General features: G+C 72.2%; 22 protein-coding genes and 2 pseudogenes. 17 read left to right on the top strand and 7 right to left on the bottom strand.

Annotated elements, in window-relative coordinates; genetic code table 11:
• Positions 1 to 2: 2 nt before the first annotated feature.
• From ACOBQU_RS07975 to ACOBQU_RS07950, 6 genes are all read left to right on the top strand, one after another.
• Complete coding sequence (locus ACOBQU_RS07975; RefSeq protein WP_423634330.1) at positions 3 to 752, top strand: GntR family transcriptional regulator; 750 nt, start codon at positions 3 to 5, stop codon at positions 750 to 752.
• 414 nt (positions 753 to 1,166) lie between these two features.
• Positions 1,167 to 2,150 (top strand): sugar ABC transporter substrate-binding protein, encoded by a 984-nt coding sequence (locus ACOBQU_RS07970; RefSeq protein ID WP_423625276.1) that lies wholly within the window; start codon positions 1,167 to 1,169, stop codon positions 2,148 to 2,150.
• The gene (locus tag ACOBQU_RS07965; protein WP_423625274.1) at positions 2,147 to 3,208 is read left to right on the top strand and encodes an ABC transporter permease; all 1,062 of its coding nucleotides are present in this window, start codon (positions 2,147 to 2,149) and stop codon (positions 3,206 to 3,208) included. Before ACOBQU_RS07970 ends, ACOBQU_RS07965 begins: the two co-directional genes overlap by 4 nt.
• On the top strand, positions 3,205 to 4,032 hold the full coding sequence (locus tag ACOBQU_RS07960) for an ATP-binding cassette domain-containing protein (protein ID WP_423625272.1): 828 nt from the start codon (positions 3,205 to 3,207) through the stop codon (positions 4,030 to 4,032). The genes ACOBQU_RS07965 and ACOBQU_RS07960 overlap by 4 nt, the downstream gene beginning before the upstream one ends.
• 221 nt (positions 4,033 to 4,253) lie before the next feature.
• Positions 4,254 to 5,411: an ROK family glucokinase gene (locus tag ACOBQU_RS07955; protein WP_423625269.1), complete on the top strand. Its 1,158-nt coding sequence runs from the start codon at positions 4,254 to 4,256 to the stop codon at positions 5,409 to 5,411.
• Positions 5,412 to 6,011, top strand: a complete 600-nt coding sequence (locus tag ACOBQU_RS07950; RefSeq protein ID WP_423625267.1) for a sugar kinase — start codon at positions 5,412 to 5,414, stop codon at positions 6,009 to 6,011.
• A gap of 154 nt (positions 6,012 to 6,165) precedes the next feature.
• Here ACOBQU_RS07950 and ACOBQU_RS07945 read toward each other — a convergent pair whose 3' ends face one another.
• On the bottom strand, positions 6,166 to 6,912 hold the full coding sequence (locus ACOBQU_RS07945; protein ID WP_423625265.1) for an LmbU family transcriptional regulator: 747 nt from the start codon (positions 6,910 to 6,912) through the stop codon (positions 6,166 to 6,168).
• 842 nt (positions 6,913 to 7,754) lie between these two features.
• Between ACOBQU_RS07945 and pcaC the strand changes: the two genes are divergently transcribed.
• The 3 genes from pcaC (at position 7,755) to ACOBQU_RS07930 (ending at position 10,555) form a co-directional block, all read left to right on the top strand.
• The gene (gene pcaC / locus ACOBQU_RS07940) at positions 7,755 to 9,050 is read left to right on the top strand and encodes a 4-carboxymuconolactone decarboxylase (protein WP_423625263.1); all 1,296 of its coding nucleotides are present in this window, start codon (positions 7,755 to 7,757) and stop codon (positions 9,048 to 9,050) included.
• Positions 9,051 to 9,112: 62 nt separating this feature from the next.
• Positions 9,113 to 9,745 carry an MBL fold metallo-hydrolase gene (locus tag ACOBQU_RS07935; protein ID WP_423634328.1) on the top strand — a complete coding sequence of 211 codons (633 nt, stop codon included), beginning with the start codon at positions 9,113 to 9,115 and terminating at the stop codon, positions 9,743 to 9,745.
• A 30-nt stretch (positions 9,746 to 9,775) separates the two neighbouring features.
• Positions 9,776 to 10,555: an exodeoxyribonuclease III gene (locus tag ACOBQU_RS07930; protein WP_423625262.1), complete on the top strand. Its 780-nt coding sequence runs from the start codon at positions 9,776 to 9,778 to the stop codon at positions 10,553 to 10,555.
• 343 nt (positions 10,556 to 10,898) lie between these two features.
• Here ACOBQU_RS07930 and ACOBQU_RS07925 read toward each other — a convergent pair whose 3' ends face one another.
• On the bottom strand, positions 10,899 to 12,668 hold the full coding sequence (locus ACOBQU_RS07925; protein ID WP_423625260.1) for an SGNH/GDSL hydrolase family protein: 1,770 nt from the start codon (positions 12,666 to 12,668) through the stop codon (positions 10,899 to 10,901).
• A gap of 268 nt (positions 12,669 to 12,936) precedes the next feature.
• On the opposite strand from ACOBQU_RS07925, the gene ACOBQU_RS07920 reads away from it, so the two are divergent.
• From ACOBQU_RS07920 to ACOBQU_RS07895, 6 genes and pseudogenes are all read left to right on the top strand, one after another.
• Positions 12,937 to 13,341, top strand: coding sequence for a DUF3093 domain-containing protein (locus ACOBQU_RS07920; RefSeq protein ID WP_423625258.1), 405 nt, complete (start codon positions 12,937 to 12,939; stop codon positions 13,339 to 13,341).
• 149 nt (positions 13,342 to 13,490) lie between these two features.
• Entirely contained in the window at positions 13,491 to 13,931 is a 441-nt protein-coding gene (locus tag ACOBQU_RS07915; RefSeq protein WP_423625256.1) for a DUF6278 family protein, read from the top strand.
• A gap of 171 nt (positions 13,932 to 14,102) precedes the next feature.
• Positions 14,103 to 14,846 (top strand): amino acid ABC transporter ATP-binding protein, encoded by a 744-nt coding sequence (locus ACOBQU_RS07910; protein WP_423625254.1) that lies wholly within the window; start codon positions 14,103 to 14,105, stop codon positions 14,844 to 14,846.
• 16 nt (positions 14,847 to 14,862) lie between these two features.
• Positions 14,863 to 15,777 (top strand): glutamate ABC transporter substrate-binding protein, encoded by a 915-nt coding sequence (locus ACOBQU_RS07905; RefSeq protein ID WP_423625253.1) that lies wholly within the window; start codon positions 14,863 to 14,865, stop codon positions 15,775 to 15,777.
• Positions 15,778 to 15,786: 9 nt separating this feature from the next.
• Positions 15,787 to 16,431, top strand: coding sequence for an amino acid ABC transporter permease (locus ACOBQU_RS07900; RefSeq protein WP_423625252.1), 645 nt, complete (start codon positions 15,787 to 15,789; stop codon positions 16,429 to 16,431).
• Positions 16,428 to 17,297 (top strand): annotated as a pseudogene (locus ACOBQU_RS07895) (amino acid ABC transporter permease); the annotation flags it as partial. The gene ACOBQU_RS07900 and the pseudogene ACOBQU_RS07895, both read left to right, overlap by 4 nt.
• A 73-nt stretch (positions 17,298 to 17,370) precedes the next feature.
• On the opposite strand, the gene ACOBQU_RS07890 reads toward ACOBQU_RS07895, so the two are convergent.
• The 3 genes and pseudogenes from ACOBQU_RS07890 to ACOBQU_RS07880 form a co-directional block, all read right to left on the bottom strand.
• On the bottom strand, positions 17,371 to 18,939 hold the full coding sequence (locus ACOBQU_RS07890) for an alpha/beta fold hydrolase (RefSeq protein WP_423625250.1): 1,569 nt from the start codon (positions 18,937 to 18,939) through the stop codon (positions 17,371 to 17,373).
• Positions 18,940 to 19,074: 135 nt separating this feature from the next.
• Positions 19,075 to 20,274 carry an Ig-like domain-containing protein gene (locus tag ACOBQU_RS07885; RefSeq protein ID WP_423625248.1) on the bottom strand — a complete coding sequence of 400 codons (1,200 nt, stop codon included), beginning with the start codon at positions 20,272 to 20,274 and terminating at the stop codon, positions 19,075 to 19,077.
• 160 nt (positions 20,275 to 20,434) lie between these two features.
• A pseudogene (locus tag ACOBQU_RS07880) lies at positions 20,435 to 21,180 on the bottom strand (hypothetical protein).
• A 104-nt stretch (positions 21,181 to 21,284) separates the two neighbouring features.
• Here ACOBQU_RS07880 and ggt point away from each other — a divergent pair.
• Entirely contained in the window at positions 21,285 to 23,153 is a 1,869-nt protein-coding gene (gene ggt / locus ACOBQU_RS07875) for a gamma-glutamyltransferase (RefSeq protein ID WP_423625246.1), read from the top strand.
• A 56-nt stretch (positions 23,154 to 23,209) separates the two neighbouring features.
• Here ggt and map read toward each other — a convergent pair whose 3' ends face one another.
• On the bottom strand, positions 23,210 to 23,977 hold the full coding sequence (map, locus tag ACOBQU_RS07870) for a type I methionyl aminopeptidase (RefSeq protein ID WP_423625245.1): 768 nt from the start codon (positions 23,975 to 23,977) through the stop codon (positions 23,210 to 23,212).
• Positions 23,978 to 24,026: 49 nt separating this feature from the next.
• Here map and ACOBQU_RS07865 point away from each other — a divergent pair, with 49 nt between their 5' ends.
• Positions 24,027 to 24,278, top strand: a complete 252-nt coding sequence (locus tag ACOBQU_RS07865) for a helix-turn-helix domain-containing protein (RefSeq protein WP_423625243.1) — start codon at positions 24,027 to 24,029, stop codon at positions 24,276 to 24,278.
• Here the strand turns inward: ACOBQU_RS07865 and ACOBQU_RS07860 are convergent.
• Positions 24,235 to 25,458, bottom strand: a complete 1,224-nt coding sequence (locus tag ACOBQU_RS07860) for a Cmx/CmrA family chloramphenicol efflux MFS transporter (RefSeq protein WP_423625241.1) — start codon at positions 25,456 to 25,458, stop codon at positions 24,235 to 24,237. The genes ACOBQU_RS07865 and ACOBQU_RS07860 overlap by 44 nt on opposite strands.
• Between the last annotated feature and the right edge of the window lie 91 nt (positions 25,459 to 25,549).

Here is a 25,549-nt window from a genome sequence, read left to right as displayed (position 1 = left end):
CCGTGGACCCCACCGTCGCCCTGCATCTCGGCGTCGACCGCAGCAGCCCGGTCCCGCTGTACTTCCAGCTCGCGCAGCAGCTGGAGGCGGCGATCGAGCGCGGCGCCCTGACCCCCGGCAGCCTGCTCGGCAACGAGATCGAGCTGGCCGCCCGGCTCGGCCTCTCCCGGCCCACCGTCCGCCAGGCCATCCAGTCCCTCGTCGACAAGGGCCTGCTCGTGCGCCGCCGCGGCGTGGGCACCCAGGTCGTGCACAGCCAGGTCAAGCGCCCCCTGGAGCTGAGCAGCCTCTACGACGACCTCCAGGCGGCCGGGCAGCGGCCCGAGACCCGCGTCCTGCGCAACGTCACCGAGCCCGCCTCCGCCGAGACCGCCGCCGCGCTCGGCGTGGCCGAGGGCAGCGAGGTCCACCTGGTGGAGCGGCTGCGGCTCGCGCACGGCGAGCCCATGGCGTACCTGCGCAACCACATCCCGGTCGGGCTGCTCGACCTCGACACCGCCCGCCTGGAGGCGACGGGCCTGTACCGGCTCATGCGGGCCGCGGGCATCACCCTGCACAGCGCCCGGCAGTCCGTCGGCGCCCGCGCCGCGAGCGCCACCGAGGCCGAGCTGCTCGCCGAGCCGGAGGGCGCCCCGCTGCTCACCATGCGGCGCACCACCTTCGACGACACCGGCCGCGCCATCGAGTACGGCTCCCACCTGTACCGGGCCTCGCGGTACTCCTTCGAGTTCCAGCTCCTCGTACGGCCGTAGGTCCGTCCGTGGCCGTAAGAATGTTCTGACAAACTCATTGACGCTGGGCCGCGCCCCCCGCTAGAACTCCCACCAGTCGCACAGCAGCGGCCGGGACGAGCCGGGAGAAGGGTGGACGCACCATGCGTACAGCCCGTACAGCCCGCACGGCGGCAGCCGTCGTCGCGGTCGTGGACGTACCGAAGCTGGAGGAGTACACCGCCCGCGGTACCCGATGACCACGGGGCGGACCGGTGTGACCGATACTTGGGCGGCCGGGTCCGCAGACCGGACCCGGCCACACCAGAGAGCAGCACAGCAAGCACAGCGAACGCAGCGAGCACAGCAAGCACTGCAAACTCGGCAGGTACTGCAAACACTGCGCAGCAAGAAGGGCACGGCGACGTGGCAAGGGTTCGGACGGGAGTACGTGCGGTGGGTGCCGTGCTGGTGGCGGTGCTCGGGGCGTCCCTCGTGGGATGCAGCAGCACCGGCGGCAAGCGCGCCGAGGACGCGCGCAAGGCGGCGCAGGCGGGGGGCAGGGCGGCGGTGGACACGCCGCGCTGGACCTTCGCGATGATCACCCACTCGGGCGACGGCGACACGTTCTGGGACATCGTCCAGAGCGGCGCCAAGCAAGCCGCGGTCAAGGACAACATCAAGTTCCTGTACTCGCACCACGACGAGGCGCAGCAGCAGGCACAGCTCGTCGACGCGGCCGTGGACAAGAAGGTCGACGGGATCATCGTCACTCTCGCCAAGCCCGACGCGATGAAGGCCGCCGTGGCCCGCGCCCGCAAGGCCGGGATCCCCGTGGTCACCGTGAACTCGGGCTCCGAGGAGTCCAAGGCCTTCGGCGCGCTCACCCACATCGGCCAGGACGAGACCATCGCGGGCGAGGCCGTCGGCGACGAGCTGAACAAGCGCGGCAGGAAGAAGGCCCTGTGCGTCCTGCACGAGCAGGGCAACGTGGGCCACGAGCAGCGCTGCGCGGGCGCCAAGAAGACCTTCAAGGGCGAGATGCGCAACCTGTACGTCGAGGGCACCAACATGCCCGACGTGCAGTCCTCCATCGAGGCCAGGCTCCAGTCCGACAAGGACATCGACGCGGTCGTCACGCTCGGCGCGCCGTTCGCCGACACGGCCGTCAAGGCCAAGGAGGGCGCGAACAGCAAGGCCGAGATCGACACCTTCGACCTGAACGAGAAGGTCGCCGCGGGCCTGAAGTCCGGCTCCCTCGGCTTCGCCGTCGACCAGCAGCCCTACCTCCAGGGGTACGAGGCCGTGGACCTGCTGTGGCTCTACAAGTACAACGCCGACGTCCTCGGCGGCGGCAAGCCGGTCCTGACCGGTCCGCAGATCGTCACCAAGGACCAGGCGGACGAGCTTGAGGACTACGCGAAGCGGGGTACCCGATGACCGCGACAGCACCGGCAGCACCAGGGAAGCCCGTGAAGGACGTCGACGAGCGGCTGCTCAAGACCTCGCCGCTGAAGAAGCTCCTCGGCCGCCCCGAGCTGGGCTCGGTCGTCGGCGCCGTGGCGGTCTTCCTGTTCTTCGCGATCGTCGCGGACAGCTTCCTCCAGGCCACCAGCCTCGCCACGGTCCTGTACGCGGCCTCCACGATCGGCATCATGGCGGTGCCGGTGGCGCTGCTGATGATCGGCGGCGAGTTCGACCTGTCGGCGGGCGTCATGGTGACGACGTCCGCGCTGATCTCGTCGATGTTCAGCTACCAGATGACCGCGAACGTCTGGGTCGGCGTCGGCGTCTCGCTGCTCGCCACCCTCGCGATCGGCGTCTTCAACGGCGTCATGCTGATCCGCACGGACCCGCCGAGCTTCATCATCACGCTCGGTACGTTCCTGATGCTCACCGGCATGAACCTGGGCTTCACCAAGCTGATCAGCGGCACGGTCTCCACCAAGTCGATCTCCGACATGGAGGGCTTCCCGTCCGCCCAGGACGTCTTCGCCTCGACGATCACCGTCGGCGGCGTCGACTTCAAGATCACGATCGTCTGGTGGCTCGCCATGGTCGCGGTCGCCACCTGGATCCTCCTTCGCACCCGCGCGGGCAACTGGATCTTCGCGGTCGGCGGCGGCGAGCAGGCCGCCCGCGCGGTCGGCGTCCCGGTCGGCAAGACCAAGATCGGCCTCTACATGGGCGTCGCCTTCGGCGCCTGGGTCTCCGGCCAGCACCTGCTGTTCAACTACGACGTCGTGCAGTCCGGCGAGGGCGTCGGCAACGAGCTGATCTACATCATCGCGGCCGTCATCGGCGGCTGCCTGATCACCGGCGGCTACGGCTCGGCGGTGGGCGCCGCGGTCGGCGCGCTGATCTTCGGCATGACCAGCAAGGGCATCGTGTACGCCGAGTGGAACCCGGACTGGTTCAAGTTCTTCCTCGGGGCGATGCTGCTCCTCGCGACCCTGCTGAACGCCTGGGTCCGCAAGCGCGCGGAGGCGACGAAATGACGACCAAGGCCGCCCCGAAGGGCGCCACGGCCGCCGAGGGCCGCACCCCGCTGGTGGAGCTCGACGGCGTCAGCAAGTACTACGGCAACATCCGCGCCCTCGAAGACGTCTCCCTTGAGGTGCACGCGGGGGAGATCTCCTGCGTCCTCGGCGACAACGGCGCGGGCAAGTCCACCCTCATCAAGATCATCGCCGGGCTGCACCAGCACGACGCGGGCACCTTCTCGATCGAGGGCGAGCACACCCGGCTCGCCAGCCCCCGCGAGGCCCTGGACCGCGGCATCGCGACCGTCTACCAGGACCTGGCGGTCGTCCCGCTCATGCCGGTCTGGCGGAACTTCTTCCTCGGCTCCGAGCCGACGAAGGGCAAGGGTCCCCTCAAGCGCCTGGACGTGGAGTTCATGCGGACGACCACCCACGCGGAGCTGCTCCGCATGGGCATCGACCTGCGCGACGTGGACCAGCCCATCGGCACGCTCTCCGGCGGTGAGCGCCAGTGCGTGGCGATCGCCCGCGCCGTCTACTTCGGCGCGAAGGTTCTCGTCCTGGACGAGCCGACGGCGGCTCTTGGCGTGAAGCAGTCCGGCGTCGTCCTGAAGTACGTCGCCGCCGCGCGCGACGCGGGCCTCGGCGTGGTCCTGATCACCCACAACCCGCACCACGCCTATCTGGTCGGCGACCGCTTCGTCCTCCTCAAGCGGGGCGGGATGTTCGGCTCCTACACGCGAGCCGACGTCACCCTCGACGAACTGACCCGCCAGATGGCGGGCGGCTCAGAGCTCGACGACCTCCGTCACGAGCTGGAGCGCGGCCCCGCTGCCTAGGGGGGCCGGTGTGCGCCCCGTAAGGGGCGCGGGGAACTGCGTGCTCAGCCCAAGAAGAGCCGCAGACGCGTCTGCGTGGTGACTCGGCAGACGCGTCTGCGGCTTTTCGCTGGTTGCTCGCGCAGTTCCCCGCGCCCCTTACGGGGCGCCACGCGCACCCCCGGGGTACGGGGTGGTCCCCGTTGTGCGCGCCCCCGCGAGCGTGAGGCAGAATCGGCGCGATGAGCACCTACCGCGACCTCACGCACCGCGGCTCCGCACGAGCCACCGTCCTGCGGACCGTGGGCACGCGTGAACGCCGATCCCATCTGACGGCACCCCGCGTCCCCACCGTCGGCATCGACATCGGCGGCACCAAGGTGATGGCGGGCGTCGTCGACGCCGACGGGCAGATCCTGGAGACCCTGCGCACCGAGACGCCGGACAAGTCCAAGAGCCCCAAGGTCGTCGAGGACACCATCGTCGAGCTGGTCCTGGACCTGTCCGACCGGCACGACGTGCACGCCGTCGGCATCGGCGCCGCGGGCTGGGTCGACGCGGACCGCAACCGCGTCCTGTTCGCCCCGCACCTGTCCTGGCGCAACGAGCCGCTGCGGGACCGCATCTCCGGCCGCCTGGCGGTGCCGGTCATGGTGGACAACGACGCGAACACCGCCGCCTGGGCGGAGTGGCGCTTCGGCGCGGGCCGCGGCGAGGACCACCTCGTCATGATCACGCTCGGCACCGGCATCGGCGGCGCGATCCTGGAGGACGGCCAGGTCAAGCGCGGCAAGTTCGGGGTGGCGGGCGAGTTCGGCCATATGCAGGTCGTGCCCGGCGGCCACCGCTGCCCGTGCGGCAACCGCGGCTGCTGGGAGCAGTACAGCTCCGGCAACGCGCTGGTCCGCGAGGCCCGCGAGCTGGCCGCCGCCGACTCCCCGGTGGCGTACGGCATCGTGGAGCGCGTCAAGGGCAACATCCCGGACATCACCGGGCCCCTGATCACCGAGCTGGCCCGCGAGGGCGACGCCATGTGCGTCGAACTGCTCCAGGACATCGGACAGTGGCTCGGCGTCGGCATCGCCAACCTCGCCGCCGCCCTCGACCCGTCCTGCTTCGTGATCGGCGGCGGCGTCAGCGCCGCCGACGACCTGCTCATCGGCCCGGCCCGGGACGCCTTCCGCCGCCACCTCACCGGCCGCGGCTACCGCCCCGAGGCCCGTATCGCCCGCGCCCAGCTCGGCCCCGAGGCGGGCATGGTGGGCGCCGCGGACCTGGCGCGCCTGGTGGCCCGCCGCTTCCGCCGCGCCAACCGCCGCCGCGTGGAGCGCTACGAGCGGTACGAGCGCTACGCCGAGGCCCGCCGCGCCAACGACCGCACCGCCCAGGGAACCCAGTAGATGACCGTCCCCCGCCAGCCCTCCTCACCGGACCAGCAGGCCGCGAGGCCGCCCGTCGACGGGGAGCGGCGCTCCGAGGACCGCCGCCACATGCTCCGCCGCCGCTGGCTCACGGCGACGATCATCGTGCTGCTCATCGGCATTCCCGCCGGGTATCTGCTGATCTCCGCGAACCAGTCCCGCAACAGCGGCCGCGACAAGGAGAAGAAGTACTCCGCGACCGGTCTCACCGCGGGCTGGCCCTCCAAGGTCCAGCGCCGCCTGTACGACGTGCCCATCCCGCCGTACTCGGCGGAGGTCGCCTACTACGAGACCAACAACTGGCGCACCAGCCGTCTGTACGCGCAGTTCCTCACCAGCAACGAGGGGCTCGCCCGGTTCCTGAAGGAGACCGGGACCAGCGTGGACAAGCTGAAGAAGGACGACATCACGATCAGCAAGCGGGACCGGAACGTCGTGGGGTGGGAGTTCACCGGCCCGGGCCCCTGGTTCGGCGTCACCCACGACCAGGACAACCCGGCTCCCACCCAGGACATCGTGGTGAGCCGCGCCAACCCGAAGCACCCGATGGTCTACGTGGTCTCCACCACGACCCCCTGAGGCCGCCCCCGCGAACGCCGGACGGGCCGGCCGGACGAGCCGGGAAGAGCCCGTCCGGCGTTCGCGGACGCGGCCGGAGGCCGGTCTTCGGAGAGAGCGGGGAGGCGTCGGCCCCCGGTCCGGGAAGGGGCGGGACCGTGGCGCACCGCGAGGCCTAGGCCACGGGCGCGGACACGTCACCCCCCGCCAGATTGCGCAGGGCGGACTGGAGCACCCGCGCGGCCCAGTCGTTGCGGCTCAGCCCGAAGGACTCCGCGATCTTGGTGATCTGGTCGAACTCGCTGACCGGCAGGTCGATCTGGAGCGTGGTGGCCTGCCCGGCGGAGCCGTTGCTCCCGCCCGTCGCGTCCTGCTGGGCCGCGCCCCGTCCGCCGGGCGCGCTCGACGCGCTCGCCGTGCCGGACGTGTTCGGCGGCGGCAGCGGCACGATCTCGCGCTCGGCCATGCTGGCCCGCACCTGCTTGCGCAGCTCCTTGCAGGACCAGGACTGCTGCTCGGCCTTGCGCAGCCAGTAGTCCTGCTCGGCGGCGGGTAACCGGGCCACCTCCGCGTGGTGCGCGAAGCTGAGCGTCTCCCGCCGCCGGTTGTGCTCGAACCTTCTGGCCACCCAGGCGTAGTTGCGCAGCGTCTGGTAGTCGAGCCCGGTCCGCTCGATGGCGTCGCGGTACTGCGAGCCGTAGGAGCTCTCACCGTGGATCATCCAGTCGGCGAGCCACCACACGGACGAGTTGGACACGTTCTTGAGCTGGCTGCCGATGGCCTCCCAGGACTGCCGGGTCATGCCCTGAGGGAACGATATTCCCATTTTGTTCAGCGAACCGTGGATGGCCAGGCGGCTGAGGATGGAGACCTTTCTCGCGTCTATTGCCGCCAAAGGCAACTGAATCTCGCTGGAAGCCATTCAATTATCTCCCGTTGGTTAATTCCAACCAACCCCCCTGTGTGGATGAGTGTGCTGATCGTCGCCCCCCGGCATCACCACACTCGCTGCAATACGACACAAGATGCCGCGCCGTATCACTGGCACGCTAACGAGTCGATCCCGCTTAACACAACCCTGATGTTAAAGCTGGTCCCAGGGTCGTGCGGGTGCCATTCGGCGGGTGCCGTCTCCCTGGTCGGGCGGCCTGTCCCGTGTCCCGTGCAATGTTCGTTGCTTTCGTGAACCTCCCAGGTCAGACGGTATTTGGTGAGATTGCTGAGGGGGTCCGCGGGGAGCCTGTCCCGTTGACGGGACACCGGTCGGCGGCGGCCCGTTCGAGTTTTCCTGGCGGTGCCTCCCTTTCTTGCACCCATAGACCTTCGTTGATGTCGTACGGGTTGACAACGGGTCCGCACCCCGGAGCTGATCAAAGGTCAGGGAAAGTTTGGAGCCGCGCGCAGGTGGCAGTGCCCGGCCCCATGCGCCATGAATTCAGGAAAGGCCCGATTTGCGATCCCGTGCGGCCACCGATATGCGTGCATGCACCATTGACATGCCCCGGCATCTGGAAAGCCCCGAGTCGGCCGACCGGGCCCGGAGATGAAGCGGACGGACAGCCCCCGCATAGCCCCCGCATAGCCCCCGCACAGCCGCCGACCGCCGCGGACAGCCGACGGCCGCCGTCCGGGGCCCGTGGGCACCTGCGCCGCCGACCGCGCCCGGGGTGCCGGACCTGTGCCCGACGGCGGCAGGCTGCGGCGGTTTCGTGGAGGCCGCGACCCCCGTCCATGGGGCGCGGCGACATGTGGGAGCGTGGGCGGGTGAGTGAGACGAACACCCCTGCCCTTCAGTTCCGCTTCGACGGCTCGGATGACGCTCCGGTACTGGTCCTAGGACCGTCACTCGGCACGACCTGGCACATGTGGGACCGGCAGGTGCCCGAGCTGAGCAAGCACTGGCGGGTGCTCCGCTTCGACATGCCCGGACACGGCGGCGCCCCCGCGCACCCCGTGGACTCCGTCGGTGAACTTGCGAACCGGGTCCTCGCCACCCTCGACGAACTCGGCGTGCAGCGCTTCGGCTTCGCGGGCTGCGCCCTCGGCGGCGCGATCGGCGCCGAGCTGGCCCTGCGCCACCCGCACCGCGTCGCCTCCCTCGCGCTGATCGCCACCTCGCCCCGGTTCGGCAGCGCCGACGAGTTCCGCCAGCGCGGCGTGATCGTCCGCAGCAACGGCCTCGACCCCATCGCGCGCACGTCGCCCGAGCGCTGGTTCACGCCCGGCTTCGCCGCCGCCCAGCCCGCGATCACCGACTGGGCCGTGCAGATGGTCCGCACCACCGACCCCGGCTGCTACATCGCCGCCTGCGAGGCGCTCGCCGCCTTCGACATCCGCGCGGAGCTGGGCAGCATAGGGGTCCCGACGCTGGTCCTGGTCGGCTCCGAGGACCAGGTGACCGGGCAGGCCGAGGCCCGCACGCTCGTCGCGGGCATCCCCGACGCCCGCCTCGCCGTCGTGCCCGGCGCCTCCCACCTGGCGCCCGTGGAGCAGCCCGCCGCCGTCACCGACCTGCTCGTACGCCACTTCTCCACCGCCTGGCAGGCCGCCTTGGACCTCGGCGCCACCGGCCAGCACGCCATCGCGGCCCCGCCCGTCAAGCCGGTCCTCGCGCCGCCGCCCGCCGCGCCCGCCGCCGAGATCGCCCCGGTCGAGCAGCCGGAGGCCGCCGAGGCCCCGGCCGACACCTACGCCGAGGGCCTCAAGGTCCGCCGCGAGGTGCTGGGCGACGCGCACGTGGACCGGGCCCTGGCCGCGGCCGACGAGTTCTCCGCCGACTTCCAGGACCTCGTCACGCGGTACGCCTGGGGCGAGATCTGGAACCGGCAGGGCCTGGACCGCCGCACCCGCAGCTGCGTCACGCTGACGGCGCTCGTCGCGGGCGGCCACCTGGAGGAGCTGGGCTTCCACGTCCGCGCCGCGCTGCGCAACGGCCTGACCCCGGCGGAGATCAAGGAGGTCCTGCTCCAGACCGCGGTGTACTGCGGGGTGCCCGCGGCCAACAGCGCCTTCCGCGTCGCCCAGACGGTCATCCGCGAGGAGACGACCCCCCAGGAGTAGCGGCCACCCCCGGGGGCGCGCCGGGCCCCCGGGGGAGCAGGATGGGACCCATGACGACCGGCATGAAGCTCACGAAGCAGTCCCACGCGTGCGTGCGCCTGGAGAAGGACGGGCGCACGCTCGTCGTCGACCCCGGCGGGTTCAGCGAGGCCGACGCGGCCCTCGGCGCGGACGCGATCCTCGTCACCCACGAACACCCCGACCACTTCGACGAGGGGCGGCTGCGCGCCGCCCTGGAGGCCGACCCGGCCACCGAGGTCTGGACCCTGGCGTCCGTCGCCGACCAGCTCGCGGCGGCCTTCCCCGGCCGGGTGCACCGGGTCGGCCACGGCGACGCGTTCGACGCCGCCGGGTTCTCCGTGCAGGTCCACGGCGAGCTGCACGCCGTGATCCACCCGGACCTCCCGCGCGTCACCAACGTCGGCTTCCTCGTCGACGGCGCCGTCTTCCACCCCGGCGACGCCCTCACCGTCCCCGACCACCCCGTGGACACCCTCCTCGTCCCCGTCATGGCCCCCTGGAACAAGATCGCCGAGGTCATCGACTACGTACGGGAGGTCGGCCCGCGGCGCGCGTACGACGTCCACGACGCGCTCCTGACCGACCTGGCCCGGCCCATCTACGACGGTCACATCGGGCGCCTCGGCGGCGCCGAGCACGTGCGGCTCGCGCCGGGGGAGTCGGCGGACCTGTGACTGTCACACCCGGCGGGTAGGTTGTCCGTCATGCGCATCGCCACCTGGAACGTGAACTCGATCACCGCCCGACTGCCCCGGCTGCTCGCCTGGCTGGAGAAGACCGGCACGGACGTGCTGTGCGTCCAGGAGACCAAGTGCACCGCGGAGCAGTTCCCCACCGAGGCCCTGCGCGACCTCGGCTACGAGTCGGCGGTCAACGCCAACGGCCGGTGGAACGGCGTGGCGCTGGTCTCCCGCGTCGGCCTGGACGACGTGGTGACCGGCCTGCCGGGCGGTCCCGACTACGACGGCGCGCAGGAGCCCCGCGCCCTCTCCGCCACCTGCGGCCCCGTCCGCCTCTGGTCGGTCTACGTGCCCAACGGCCGCGAGGTGGACCACGCGCACTACGCCTACAAGCTCCAGTGGTTCGAGGCCCTGCGGGCCGCCGTCGCCAGCGACGCGGCGGGCTCCCGGCCCTTCGCCGTCCTCGGCGACTTCAACGTGGCGCCGACCGACGACGACGTCTGGGACGTCGCGCGCTTCGAGGGCCTCACGCATGTGACGCCCGCCGAGCGCGCCGCGCTCGCCTCCCTGCGGGAGGCCGGTCTCCAGGACGTCGTCCCGCGCCCCCTGAAGTACGACCACCCCTTCACGTACTGGGACTACCGCGAGCTGGGCTTCCCCAAGAACAAGGGCATGCGCATCGACCTCGTCTACGGCAACGGCCCCTTCGCCAAGGGGGTCACCGACGCGTACGTGGACCGCGAGGAGCGCAAGGGCAAGGGCGCCTCCGACCACGCCCCAGTGGTCGTCGACCTGGACGTCTAGCCGCCTTCTTCCCCACCCACCCGCCCTTTCCCGGGGCTCCGCCCCTTGGACCCCGTTATCGCCGCTCCGCGGCTCGTCCTCAAACGCCGGACGGGCTTTTCCCCTGCCCACTCGCGCTTTTTTTGGGGGGCGGGCGGGCAGGGAACGTCCGGCGCTCAAGGACGAGAACGCACCGCGACAGGTCAAGCCCGCCCGGCGTTTGAGGGCGAGCGCGGAGCGCGATGATTCAGCCCGTCCGGCGTGTGAGGACGAGCCGCGCAGCGGCGATGAGGGCGGGGGTGCCAGGGGGCGGCAGCCCCCTGGTTCTGGGTGAAGGGGCGGGTCCGGGGCGCCCCCGCGAGGGCTAGCCGACCAGCGCGCGCAACCGCACCGCCCCCGCCAGCGCGGCGAACCCCGCGTCGCCCGGATGCAAATGATCCCCGCTGTCGTACCGGGGCAGCAGCCGCGACGGCCGCCCGGGATCCCGGGCCACCGCGTCGAAGTCGAGCACCGCGTCGAACGCCCCGCCCTCACGGATGAAGGAGTTCACGGCCACCCGCTCCGCGTCGACCGCGGACGTGCACCGCGCCTCCCCCTCGCACGGCAGCACCGTCGCCCCCACGACCCGCAGCCCCCGCGCCCGCGCCCGCGCGGCGATCTCGCGCAGGCCCGCGACGACGGCGTCGGCGGAGGCGCCCGCCCGGACGTCGTTGACGCCCTCGAAGACGACGACGGTGCGCGCGGACGTCTGCGCGAAGACGTCCCGGTCGAGCCGGTGGAGCGCGCTGACGCCCCCGGTGTCGGCCAAGACCCCGTCACCGGGGTACCGGTCGGTGACGACGCGGTTGGCGGAGACGCCCTGGTTGAGGACGCCGTAGCGCGGCACGGCGGACTGGGCGAGCAGGCGCCGGGCGAGCACGTCGGGCCAGCGCCGGTTGGTGTCGGGCGTGGAGCCGACGCCGTCGGTGAGGGAGTCGCCGAGCAGCACCACGGACCCGGGCCCGCCCGAGACGTCGACGCCGGTCAGCAGCGGCCAGGCCCGCAGGGCGGGGGCGTAGGCCGCCCCGGCGCGATCCGCCGCGTGGTCGCCGGGCCCGCTGACGTACGAGGTCTGGAGGGCCCGGCTGTGCACGGGTGCCGCCGCCACGGTCCCCGGCAGATGGAAACTCACGAGCAGATCCGCGTCCGCGGGCACCGCGAACCGCACGGGATCGCTGAGCGCCTGCGCCCCCGCCGGAACCGTCACCCCGGCGGCCCCGCCGAACCCCAGCGCCACCGGCGCCCCGCGCGCTGCCGCCCCCGCGCCCCGCACCGCGACGGTGGCGCCGCCGATCCGCACCGGCGCCCCCGCGAAGGTGTTGTCGAGCCGGATCCGCACCCGCGGCCCGCCCACGCTGGTGTGCACCACGAGCCGTACGGTCCGGTCCGTCCAGGGCCCCACGGCGGCGTACCCGGACGTGGACGCCGCCCAAGTGCCGGTCCACCCCCGGGTGGTGGCGCGCACGGACAGGGCGAAGACGTGCAGGTCGGGGCGCGCGGTGTCCCGGGGCAGGGTCACCGAGGCCACGGCCCGCCCGCGTGCCAGCGGCACCGTCACCACGTACAGCCGTGCCTTCTCGGCGCGTTGGCCCGACGGCGTGTTGACGTGCGGCAGCGCCACGGCCTTGGTGGCGAGGGGGCCGGTGCGCCAGTCGGGCGCGGTGAGCCGGTAGGTGCCGCGCGAGCCGTCGCGGTACCGGATCGTCCCGGTGCCCCGCGCGGTGCCGCCCGTGCCCGCCACGAGGAAGGCGAGCGCGTCGCCGCGCCCGCGCACCCGCACCGCCTGGCCGTCGGCCCGCACGTTGTCCGGGCGGCCCGCCCGGGTGTCCGGCCAGGTCAGGAGCGCGCCCTCAACGCGCAGGGACCGGCCGGGAGTCCACCCGGCCGCCGCCAGGTCCCGCGCGGACAGCGAGCGGCCCGCGCCGTCGAAGTCGGCGGCGCCGGGGCGGGCGTCGGCGCTGACGGCCCGGTTGTCGAAGAGCCGCTCCAGGGGGAGTGGCCCGGGTCTGTGCGGCGCCGCCCGCGCCGCGCCCACGGGAGCCAGTCCGGTGAGCAGGGCGAGGACGACGGCGGTCCCCCAAGCGCGTCGGTACACGATGGACCCCTTCCACGGTGCGGGCACACAGGGCGGCCGCGACACCCCGCGGCACCGCGAACGACCGCCCGTACCCCCAGAACTGCCAACGGCGGCCAAGGACACCGTCTTTGCCCCCCGCTTCATCCCGCCCGTGCCGCTCGCCCGCCCCCGGCCCGCGCCCCCTGGTGCCACGGGCGCATCCGGATCCCGCCGCTCCAAGCCGTCCGTGCCGGTGCCAGGATGGAGGCATGGATCTTTACGATGAGCGTCTGAGCGTCCCGGCCGCGTGGTGGCTCCTCGTCGTCCTCGGGGGTGTCTGTTCGGCGGGCTGCTGTGGCCGTTCGGGCCGGTGGCGGCCGGGGCCGGGCTGCTGCTCGTCGTCGCCGTCTTCGCGCCGCTCGTGCACCGGTACGGCTCGGCGCGGATCGTGGTGACGCCGGGCACGCTCGTGGTGGGGGACCGCCGGATCCCCATCGACGACCTGGGCACGACGGAGATCCTCGACGCGGGCGAGGCCTTCGAGTGGCGCACGTACAAGGCGAACGCGTACGCGCACCTGCTGCTGCGCAGCTATGTGCCGACCGCGCTGCGGGTGGAGCTGCGCGGACCGCACCACGGCGCCCCTTACCTGTACCTGTCGACGCGCCGCCCGATGAACCTCGCGGCCATCCTCGCGTTCACGCGCCGCTGACCGGGGGCGCGAGGGGCGCGTGGGGCGCGCGCGGGCGCGCTCCCGATTCCCGCGATTCGCCTGATTCCGTGATCAACTGCCGCAAGATACATTCACTGGAACGCGGATCCGCCGTCCGATCGCTCGGGCACCCCACGGAGAGGCCGGTCATGAACATTCCGTTCCTGGACAGGTGGCGCAAGCGGCAGTCGGGCGAGCCGGGCCTCAGGCTCGCGGCGGCCTTCGAGGCGGACCCGGACGGGGTGGCGGAGCTGCTGTCCGAGTGCGAGCTGCTGCGCGCTCAGGCCGAGGGCGCGGGCCTGGAGCTTGACGACTCGCCGGAGTCCCTCGCCGCCCTCGACCAGCTGCTGCCGCGCTGGCGCGACGACCCCGAGACGCTGCCCTGGCTCGGCAACGACGCGGGCCTCTACCTCGGCACGGTCATCGTCCGCACCGTGCCCGGCGCCGTGTGGCACGTCCTGCCGGGCGGCACGCCCGTGGTGCGGCTCGCCTCGGGCCGCGAACTCCAGGTGGTCGCGGAGGGGCTCGACTGGGCGGTGCAGGGCGCCCCCGAACTGTCGCAGGTGTACGCGGAGGCGTCCGAGGGCTAGCCCCGGCGGCCCGGCGGCCAGGCGCCCCCGGGGCGGCCCGGCCGCGTCCGTCCGGCGACGGGCCGTCTCAAATACGGTTAATGCCCATAAGTGCGTGTCGTCCCATAAGTCCCGTTTCGGCGTGGATAGTTTGCGCTGACCGACACAGGCTGAGAGTGGGCAGGTCCGGGCATGGCCGTCGATCCGTTGATCGAGCTGCGTGACGTGAACAAGTACTACGGCGAGTTGCATGTCCTGAAGGACATCGACCTCACCGTCGGCAAGGGGGAGGTGGTCGTGGTCATCGGCCCGTCAGGGTCGGGCAAGTCAACGCTCTGCCGGACGATCAACCGGCTTGAGACCATCCAGTCCGGCGTGATCCGGCTCGACGGGCAGCCGCTGCCCGAGGAGGGCAAGGCCCTCGCGAAGCTGCGCGCCGAAGTCGGCATGGTCTTCCAGTCCTTCAACCTCTTCGCGCACAAGACCGTCCTGCAGAACGTCTCCCTCGCCCAGGTCAAAGTCAGGGGCCGCAAGCGCGACGAGGCGGACCAGCGCTCCCGCGAACTCCTGGAGCGCGTCGGGCTCGCCGCGCACGCCGGGAAGTTCCCCGCGCAGCTCTCCGGCGGCCAGCAGCAGCGCGTGGCCATCGCCCGGGCGCTCGCCATGAACCCGAAGGTGATGCTCTTCGACGAGCCGACCTCGGCCCTCGACCCCGAGATGATCAACGAGGTCCTCGAAGTCATGCAGCAGTTGGCGCGCGACGGCATGACCATGGTCGTCGTCACCCACGAGATGGGCTTCGCCCGCTCCGCCGCCAACCGCGTCGTCTTCATGGCCGACGGCGCCATCATCGAGGACCGCGCCCCCGAGGACTTCTTCACCCACCCGGAGAGCGACCGCGCCAAGGACTTCCTCTCCAAGATCCTCAAGCACTGACGGGGGGATGCGTCCCATGCGTACGACACGTCTGCTCGGGCTGCTCGCGGCCCTGTCGCTCACCGCGCTCGCCACCGCCGCCTGCGGCAAGGAGGGCAGCCCGCCCACCAAGGGCCCCGCCGCCGGGAAACTGCCCGTCTACCGGGTCGCCCAGGACTTCCAGCTGCCCGAGTCCCGTACCTGGCGCAAGGCGAAGAGCCGCGGCCACTTCGTCGTCGGCGCCAAGGAGGACCAGCCCTACCTGGGCGAGAAGGACCCGGCGACCGGGCGCTACTCCGGCTTCGACATCGAGATCGCCAAGATGGTCTCGGCCTCGCTCGGCCTGGACCCGAAGAGGATCTCCTTCAAGACCATCGCCTCCGCCAACCGCGAGACCGCCCTCCAGAACGGCCAGATCGACTACTACGTCGGCACCTACACCATCAACGACAACCGCAAGAAGCTCGTCGGCTTCGGCGGCCCCTACTACATGGCGGGCCAGGGCCTGCTGGTGCGCCACGACGAGGAGGACATCAAGGGGCCCGGCGACCTGGACGGCAAGCGCGTCTGCTCCGCCGCGGGCTCCACCCCCTACCAGCGCATCCAGAAGGACTACCCGAAGGCCACCCTGGTCGCCTACGACACCTACTCGGTGTGCGTCGACAACCTGCTGACGTACCAGGTCGACGCCGTCACCACCGACGACGCGATCCTCATCGGCTACGCCGCGAAGGTCCCCGACGAGCTGAAGGTCGTCGGCAGGCCCTTCTCCAAGGAGCCGTACGGCATCGGCGTCCCCCGGGGCGACAACGCGCTGCGCCTGGCCGTCGACGACGCCCTCGCCGCCCGCGAACGCGACGGCGACTGGAAGAAGGCGTACGACGCGACCCTCGGCCTGTCCGGGGTGCCCGCGCCGGAGCCGCCCGCCATCGACCGCTACCCGGCGAGCTGAGGAGGCGTCATGGACGTACTGACCGACAACTTCTCCACCTTCGGCGAGGGCTTCCTCGGCACCGTCGAACTCACCGTCTACGCCTCCCTCCTGGCGCTCGCGCTCGGCTTCCTCATGGCGTCCTTCCGGGTCGCGCCCGTCGGATCCTTCCGGGTGTTCGGCGCGGTGTGGGTGGCCGTGCTGCGCAACACGCCGCTGACGCTGCTGTTCTTCGCCGTGCTGCTCGGGCTGCCGCGGTTCGGGCTCGTGCTGCCCTTCAAGGTGTTCGCGGTCCTCGCGCTCGGCTGCTACACCTCGGCGTTCATCTGCGAGGCGGTGCGCTCCGGCATCAACACCGTGCCCAAGGGCCAGGGCGAGGCGGCCCGCAGCCTCGGCATGACCTTCGGCCAGACCCTGTCCCTGGTGGTCCTGCCGCAGGCCTTCCGCTCGGTGATCCCACCGGTCGGCTCCACCCTCATCGCGCTCGCCAAGAACTCGGCCATCGCGGGCGCGTTCAGCGTGACCGAGCTGCTCGGCACGTACAAGACCCTCAACGAACTCGGCTACAGCGTCATCTGGTCCTTCGTCTGGATCGCCCTCGGCTACCTGATCATCACCCTCACCATCAGCGCCGTCTTCAACGTCCTCGAGAAGCGCTGGGGAGTCGCCCGGTGACCACCACCGCCACCTCCGGAGAAGCCACCGCCCTCTACGACATCCCGGGTCCGAGGACGCGTCAGCGGCACCGCCTCTACGGCGTCGTCTCGACCGCCGTCATCCTCGGGCTCGTCGGCTGGGTCGTCTACCTCCTGTTCGACACCGACCAGTTCACCCGCACCAAGTGGGCGCCCTTCGAGTACCAGGGCATCCAGGAACTCCTCCTCGACGGCCTCGGCAACACGCTCAAGGCCTTCGCCATCGCCGCCGTGCTCTCCCTGGCCCTCGGAGCGCTGCTCGCGACCGGGCGGCTCTCCGACCACCGGCCGGTGCGCTGGGTGGCCACGGTCGTCGTCGAGTTCTTCCGGGCGATGCCCGTGCTCGTGATGATCTTCTTCGTCTTCGTGGCCCTCAAGGTCCAGCCGCTCCCGGCCCTGGTCACCGGGCTCACCCTCTACAACGGCTCCGTGCTCGCGGAGGTCTTCCGATCCGGTGTCAACTCCGTGGAGCGCGGGCAGAAGGAGGCGGCCTATGCCCTGGGGATGAGAAAGACGCAGGTGATGACGCACGTCCTGGTGCCCCAGGCCGTGCGGGCCATGCTGCCCGCCATCATCAGCCAGCTGGTGGTGGCCCTGAAGGACACCTCGCTCGGGTATCTGATCACCTATGAGGAGTTCCTCCACGCCGGGAAGCTGATCGCGTCGAACCTCGACTACGATTTGCCTTTCATCCCCGTGGTCATGGTGATCTCGCCGATCTACATCGGGATGTGCATGCTGCTGTCGTGGTTCGCCCACTGGGTGTCCCAGCGTCAGCGGCGCAGTCCCAAGACGGAAGCCGTGGACGTCGCCCCGGCTGAACCAGGGACGCTACTGCCGGGCGGGGGTCCCCCAGGGCCCCCGGGCCCTAAGGGGAGCAGTAGCTGGAGGGCCAGGCCCGCCCGGCAGCGGCCGGAGATCACTGCTCGCGCAGGGGGATCGACACGTACGACGGGTCGGTCTTGGGCGAGGAGAAGGTCAGCCGCGCGCCGGTCGGGTTGTGCTCGACATAGAGCGGGTCGACCGTGTCGACCACCAGGGCGAGCCTGTGTCCTGCCGGGACGTCGTAGGCCGTGGAGAACAGCTCCAGGTCGACGGCGAACGGCGTGCCGGGGGTCTTGCCGTGGAAGGTGTACGGCGCGTTGCTGACCAGCTTGCCGAGGCCGAGCGGGCCCACGTCGTAGAGGTACGCGACGAGGGTTCCGCTCTCCTTGGTGCTCGTGACCGTGGTGTGCAGCCTCGCCGTGCCCCGCACCCGCTGCTCCCGCTCGCCGCGCGGGGACTGCCACACGGCCGCGTACCGGCGCGGCAGCAGCGGCACCGACGCCACCGGGGGCAGCTTCAGGAACTGGTCCAGGGCGTTGGACAGCAGCACCAGGCCGCCGTTGGCGCCGGAGTCGGTGTTCGCGTCGATGGTGGTGGTGCCCGCGAGGTCCACCTTGCGCCGGGTGGCGCCGACGGACTTCCAGTCCGGGTAGCCCTCGTAGCCGCCGGTGGAGCGCGACTTCAGCTGGACCGGCTGCTCGCGGTCGATGCCGTTGCGCTCGCCCTTCAGATAGCGGTCGAACCACCGCTGGGTGTTCGCCCAGGTGTCGTTGGGCAGCCCGAACAGGCCGGTGGCCTCGGCCGTGGCGTGGTCGCCGGGGCGGAACTCCAGGCGCTTGGGGCCGGTGAGCTTCTCGTAGAACGAGGCGTAGGCGTTGGGCGGGAAGACGGTGTCGCCCCAGGCGTTGGCGAGCAGGATCGCCGCGCCGTTGGCGTTGACGCGGTCCAGATAGGTCGCGGGGGAGCGCTTGGCGCCCCAGGCGATCATCTCGTCCTCGTGGGCGAGGTCGGAGCCGAGGAAGGCCTTCAGGATCCGCTTCAGCTCGGGGCTCGGGCGGCCGGTGAGCTGGCCAGCCCCGCCGAGCAGCGCGCCCGCCTGGACGTGCTGGGTGCGGCCGCTGTAGATGGACGCCACGAGGTCGCTCCAGCCGCTGAGCGCCGCGACCGCCTTGATCCGCTTGTCGTGCCCGGCGGCGAGCAGGCTGATGCCCGCGCCGTAGCTGATGCCCGCCATGCCGACCTTGTCCGCGTCGGCGGGGGTGTGCTTCAGCGTCCAGTCGATGACCCGGGAGGCGTCGGCGATGTCCTCGGGGCCGCCGACCTCGATCTCGCCGCCGGACTGCCAGAAGCCGCGGGAGTTGTAGCTGACCACGACATAGCCCGCGGCGGCCAGCTTCTTCGCCTGCGCGATGTACTCGATCTGCGGCATCGCCCAGCTGGTGGGCAGCACGATCACGGGGTACGAGCCGTCCGCCGCCGCGCCCGCGGGCGTGACGACGTTGGCCTTGAGGACCGTGCCGCCGTCGCTGGGGATGTCGACGAACCGCACGCCGGGCGCCGTCGCCTCGGGTGCCGCCTGCGCCGCGGGCACGGCACCGGCGACCAGGGCCGCCGACACCGCGCCCAGGGCGGTCGTACGCAGCGCGTTGCGCGTTCTTCCCACGGGTCACTCCTCACACGTGCCGGTGCAAAGTGACCCGAAGGTAACCGCGCGGGCTTACCTTCGGTAACCCATCGGTAAGTTACGTACGGGTAACGATGGTGGGGCGGTGGCGCTTCCGCCGGGCGCCGGGCGGGCTCAGCGCAGGGCGCTCTTGGCCTGCCAGTCGGCCCACGGCACGTTCCACGCGCCGAAGCCATTGCCCGGGTCCGGGGTGCCCTTGGAGCCGCTGCCGGAGACCTCGAAGGGGTCGCCGATCTGCGCCTGCCCGTAGAGCCAGGCGGCGTTGGAGGTGCTCATGCCGACGCAGCCGGAGCTGTGGTTGGTGTTGCCGAAGTACGCCGCGTTCCACGGTGCCGCGTGCGCGTACATGCCCGACCAGGTGAGCCGCATCGAGTAGTCGACCATCTTGTCGTAGGCGTCGCCGAGGCCGACGGTCTCGGAGCGCATGTTGATCGTGCCCTCCTTGGCCATCAGGACCGAGGTGCCGCCCCAGGAGGCCTTCTCGCCGCCGGGCGTGCCCGCGGACATCGGCAGGGACCTGACCGTCCTGCCGTCGCGCACGAGGGTCGCGGTCTTGCTGTCCAGGTCCACCTTGACGACCTGGTTCTTCCCGACGGTCATGGCGGTGTCGTAGTCGCGGACGAACCAGCCGCCGTCCGTGCCGGAGTCGACGCCGTTCAGCTGGGCGTCGAGCTTCACCTCGGTGCCGGGCTTCCAGTAGTCCTTGGGGCGCCAGTCGACGCGGTCCCTGCCGTCGTAGTTCTTGATCCAGCCCCAGGAGCCGACGGTGCCGTCGGACGTGGTGACCTTGAGGTGCTTCTCCACCGCGGCCTTGTTGCGCACGGGGTGGTCGAAGACGATCGACAGGGGCTGGGCCACGCCGACGGTCCGTATGGTGCGGCCGGGCGTGATCGTGACCTTGTTGACCTTCTCGGGCGTGGCCGTGGTGAACGCCTTCGCCGCCTTGCCGCCGCCGTCCGTCGTGGCCGACACGCGGTAGCTGGTGCCGGGGGCGGCCATCCGGGCCGACGTCCAGGTGCGGCCGTCCGCGGAGACCTTCCCGGCCAGCTTCGCGCCCTCGGCGTCGGCGACCGTGACGTCCTTCAGGCGGGCGTCCTGGGGCTGGGCGAGCTTCACGGTGACCGGCACGCCCGCCTTGGCCCGCTCGCCCTTCAGGTTCACGGACAGCTCGGGCTTCTTCGGAGCCGCGCCCTCGTCCGACGAGTCCCCGCCGGAGCAGGCGGACAGGGTGGCCGCCAGCGCCGCGACGCCCGCGACGGCGGCGTGGCGGGGGCGTAGGGAGCGGCGGGGGCTCGGGGACCTGCGGGACCTCAAGGGAAACGTACCTCCGTGCGAATGGTCTGGGCCTGCCCGGAGAGAGGGGTAAAGGTCCGCTTCGGTTCCTAGTCGCCCGGTACGCGCCGACTGTGTGATGAAGGCGTTATGCGCGGCGTACGTTCCGTGGGGCTCCGCTCACATGGCGCGATCTCGCCCCCTACTTGGCGCGGTGGGAGGTGCGCGGTGCCGCGGCCGGGATCGGCTCCTGGGCGGCGCGCGTCACGTCCGCGACCAGCTCGACGACGTCGGGCCCGTACGCGTGCGAGTTCACGACCTTCAGCAGCAGCACGAAGGAGTCGCCGTGCTTGCGGTCCAGGCGCTCGTGGTGGCGGGCCAGATAGCGGGCCGCGGCCTGGCTGGTGATCGCGCGCTGGCCGCAGAAGAGGAACACCGGCCGCGCGTCCTGCCCGGCGGTGAGCCGTGCGAGCACCACGTACTCGGTGCGGCCCGGCTCCATGCGGTAGCGCTCGGCGCCGATCTGGAAGGCGCCGCGGTCCGGGCCCGGCTCGGGGTCGGTGTTGACGCGCACGCCCGGCAGCAGGGAGTGCATATGGGCGGCGAGGCGGCGGTTGACCGCGGGGCTGCCCACGCAGAACTCGGTGCGCTCGCCGAAGCCCTGCTGGACCGCGTCGTGCGCCACCAGCTGGGCGTGCGCGCCGCACTCCCGGGCGAGCGCCGCCAGCTCGATGAGCGCGTACACGTCGTGGCGCGTCACGGTCAGGTCGGGGCCGCCCGCCTCACGGCTCACCACGAGCAGCGACTCCGAGTTCGGGGCAGCCCGAAGAACGCCTGCCGCCGCCGCAGTCTGCGCCCGCGCAGATGCGTGACGACGTACAGGGCGAGGGCGGCGCCGACGGCGGCCGCGCACAGGCCGACGGCGAGAAGGCGCACGTCTTCAGTCATGGGCGCGCATGCTAGCGGCCATTCGTGGCCACGTCGGGCCCCGCCGTGGCGGCGGCGCCGACCCGAAGTTACGCTGCGCAGACGGCTGTTGACTGGAGGTGCGTATGCGTCGTGGTGTGGTACGGAAGCTGTCGCTATGGGCGGTCGGGGGCGTGTTGGTGACGGTCGGTGCGGCCGCGCCCGCTTCGCCTTCGCCCTCGGCTGAACCGGACACGGCGGCCGAATCGACCAGCGGGAGCCAAGGGGACACAAGACGGGAATCGGCCAATGATCCCCATCAGAAGGTGCCGGTGGCCGTCGGCCGGGACGGCGCCGTCGCGAGCGTCGACGCGGACGCCTCCGCGGCCGGGATCGAGGTGCTGCGCGAGGGCGGCAACGCGGTGGACGCGGCGGTCGCCACCGCCGCGGCCCTCGGCGTGACCGAGCCGTACTCGTCCGGCGTGGGCGGCGGCGGATACTTCGTGTACTACGACGCGAAGACCAAGTCCGTGCACACGCTGGACGGCCGCGAGACCGCGCCGCGCACCGCGGACTCCGGCCTGTTCGTCGAGGACGGCAAGCCGCTGCCGTTCGCCGACGCCCAGACCAGCGGCCTCGGCGTCGGCACCCCCGGCACCCCCGCCACCTGGAAGGCGGCGCTCGACAACTGGGGCACCAAGCGGCTGCGGACCCTGCTGAAGCCCGCCGAGCGGATCGCCAGGGACGGCTTCACCGTCGACGCGACCTTCCGCTCCCAGACGAAGGCGAACCAGAAGCGGTTCGAGGACTTCCCCGCCACGGCCGAGCTGTTCCTGCCGGGCGGCAAGCTGCCGGTGGTCGGCTCGACGTTCAAGAACCCCGATCTGGCCGACACCTACGAGGAGTTGGGGCGCGACGGCGTCGGCGCCCTGTACCGCGGCGCCATCGGCCGGGACGTCGTACGGACCGTCAACGAGCCGCCCGTGGACCCGGAGTCCGACCGCGAGGCGCGCCCCGGTGACCTGTCGATGAAGGACCTGCGCGGCTACGGGGTCAAGGAGCTGGCGCCCACGAAGACGAGCTACCGGGGCCTGAAGGTCTACTCGATGGCGCCGTCGTCGTCCGGCGGCACCAGCGTCGGCGAGGCCCTGAACATCCTGGAGCGCACCGATCTGTCGCGCGCCTCCAAGACCCGCTATCTGCACCGCTTCATCGAGGCCAGCCGGATCGCGTTCGCCGACCGGGGGCGCTGGGTCGGCGACCCGGCCTTCGAGGACGTGCCGACCAAGCAGCTCCTGACGCAGAAGTTCGCCGACTCCCGCGCCTGCCTCATCAAGGACGACGCGGTCCTGACCAGCCCGCTCGCACCGGGCGACCCGCGTCACCCCGCACCCTGCGGCACGCGCGGCAAGGCCGCCCCGACGACGTACGAGGGCGACAACACCACGCATCTGACGGTCGCCGACAAGTGGGGCAACGTCGTCGCGTACACCCTGTCGATCGAGTCGACCGGCGGCAGCGGGATCACCGTGCCCGGCCGCGGCTTCATCCTGAACAACGAGCTGACCGACTTCTCCTTCGCGCCCGCGCGCCCCGGCGTGCCCGACCCGAACCTGCCGGGCCCCGGCAAGCGGCCGCGCTCGTCGATGGCGCCGACCATCGTGCTCGACGAGCACGACCGGCCCAAGGTGGCGCTCGGCTCGCCCGGCGGCGCGACCATCATCACCACCGTCCTGCAGACCCTGACCGGCTTCCTCGACCGCGACCTGCCGCTGGTCGAGGCGATCGCGGCGCCGCGCGCGAGCCAGCGCAACGCCGCCCAGACGGAGCTGGAGCCGGGCCTGGACCCCGAGGTGCGCGACGGCCTGGAGGCGCTGGGGCACTCCTTCAAGGACAACCCGGAGATCGGCGCCGCGACGGGCGTGCAGCGGCTGCCGGGCGGCAAGTGGCTCGCGGCGGCGGAGAAGGAGCGCAGGGGCGGCGGCTCGGCGATGGTGGTCCGGCCCACGTCCTAGCGGTCCTCCAGCCCGCCGGGGCGGGCCGCACGGCCCCCGCTTCGGGCGGCGCCCGGTCAGAGCGCCGTCAGGACGCGGGGGCCGTCGTCCGTGATCGCCACCGTGTGCTCCGCGTGGGCCGCGCGGCTGCCGTCGTTCGTCCGGAGGGTCCAGCCGTCCGGTGCCGCGTGGTAGTCGTCGCGGCCGTTGGCTATCAGCATCGGCTCGATGGCGAGCACCATGCCGTGGCGCAGGACCATGCCGCGGCCGGGGCGGCCCTCGTTCGGCACGGCCGGGTCCTCGTGCATGCGGCGGCCGATGCCGTGGCCGCCGAAGCCGTCGGGGATGCCATAGCCCGCGGAGCGGCAGACCGTGCCGATCGCGTGCGCGATGTCGCCGATCCTGTTGCCCACGACCGCCGCCGCGATGCCCGCTTCCAGGGCGCGCTCGGCCGTCTCGATCAGGCGCACGTCCTCGGGGCGCGGCGTGCCCACGACGAAGCTGATCGCGGAGTCGCCCGCCCAGCCGTCGAGGAGGGCGCCGAAGTCCGCGGAGAGCAGGTCGCCGTCCCGCAGGCGGTACTCGCCGGGGATGCCGTGCACGATCGCGTCGTTCACCGAGGCGCAGAGCGTCGCCGGGAAGGGGACCGGGGCGAAGCCCGGGTGGTAGTGCAGGAACGGGGAGGTGGCGCCCGCGTCCTTGAGGACCTGGCGGGCCACCTCGTCCAGGTCGCGCAGGCGGACGCCGACGGCCGCCGCCTCGCGCACCGCGGCCAGGGCGCGCGCGACGACGCGCCCGGCCTCCCGCATGGCGTCGATGGATGGATCTGTCTTGAGTTCGACCACGCCAATTACTATACCGGTATTTGAATGGGGCGCGGGGTAGGCTGGGCGCATGGTGCGCACTCCTCTGACCCCCGAAGAGCGCGAGCGCGGCGAGCGGCTCGGCCGTCTGCTGCGCGAGGCGCGCGGCGAGCGGAGCATGGTCGAGGTCGCCGCGAGCGCCGGGATCTCGGCCGAGACCCTCCGCAAGATCGAGACGGGCCGGGCGCCGACGCCCGCCTTCTTCACGATCGCGGCGCTCGCGGTGACCCTCGAACTGTCTATGGACGAGGTGGCGCGGATGTGCGTGCCGGTGCCGGTGTGACCTCCGCCCGCCCCGGCGCGCGCCCCTCGCTCCGGCGCGCGGCCGCGCCGCCCGCCGCCAGCGCGCCCACGGCCACGGCGAGCGCCACCATCGCGGCGGACACCCACAGCGGCGACCGGTAGCCGAGCCCCGCGGCGATCGCCTGCCCCCCGGCCCACGGCCCGAGCGCCGCACCGATGTTGAACGCGGCCGTGGCGAAGGACCCCCCGAGCGTGGGCGCCGCCGTCGCCGCGTACAGCGCCCGCGCGATCAGCGTCGAGCCGACCGCGAACGACAGCGCGCCCTGGACGAACGCCCACGCCACGGTCGCGGCGGTGTGCCCCGCGGTCAGCGCGAACGCGGTCCAGCCGCCGAGCAGCGCCACCGAACCGGCCACGAGCAGCGGCATCGGACGGCGGTCGGCGAGCCGCCCGGCGAGCGTCACCCCGGCGAACGAGCCGAGCCCGAACAGCGCGAGCAGCGCGGGCACCCAGGCGTCGCCGATGCCGGTGACGTGCGTGGCGAGCGGTTCGAGATAGGTGAAGGCGCAGAACGTCGCGCCGTTCACGAGCGCCCCGAGCAGCAGCGTCACCACCAGGCGCGGTGAGCGCAGGGCGCGCGCCTCGGCCCGCGCGCTGGTGTGCGCGGAGGCGGGCGCGCCCGACGGCACGGACCGGGCGACCGCGACGACCGCGGGCAGCGACACCAGCGCCACCGCCCAGAACGCGGCGCGCCAGCTCCACGCCTGGCCGAGCAGGGCACCGCCCGGCACGCCCGCGACGCACGCCAGCGTGGTGCCGCCGAGCAGGACCGAGGTGGCCCGGCCCTTGGCGTCGGGCGCGACCAGGCTCGTCGCGGTCGCGAGCGCCACCGCGAGGAACCCGGCGTTGGCGAGCGCCCCCACGACCCGGGTGGCGAGCAGCACCCCGTAGCTGGTGGTGAGCGCGCCCACCACGTGGACCAGCAGGAACGTGACGAGGAAGGCGAGCAGCGCCCGGCGGCGCGACCAGCGCAGGCTCAGGACGGCCATCAGGGGCGCCCCGACGATCATTCCCACGGCGAACGCCGAGGTCAGCGACCCGGCGGCCGGAACCGACACATCGAGGTCGGCGGCGATGTCCGACACCAGGCCGGACAGCATGAACTCGGACGTGCCCTGCGCGAACACGGCGAGGCCGAGCAGATAGAGGACCAAGGGCATGGCGGAACTCCAGGGCCATGTCAGCCACGGCGCGCACACGCGCGGCCCGCCGGGCGCCGGGCCCGGGACGGCGCGCGTCCGCGCGGTGGAG

Origin of the sequence: Streptomyces sp. G45, from assembly GCF_049542095.1 — a bacterium.
In the GTDB taxonomy this organism is placed as follows: domain Bacteria; phylum Actinomycetota; class Actinomycetes; order Streptomycetales; family Streptomycetaceae; genus Streptomyces.
The sequence above is the reverse complement of the archived record's forward strand: the minus strand, read 5'-3'. Positions and strand labels throughout refer to the sequence as shown.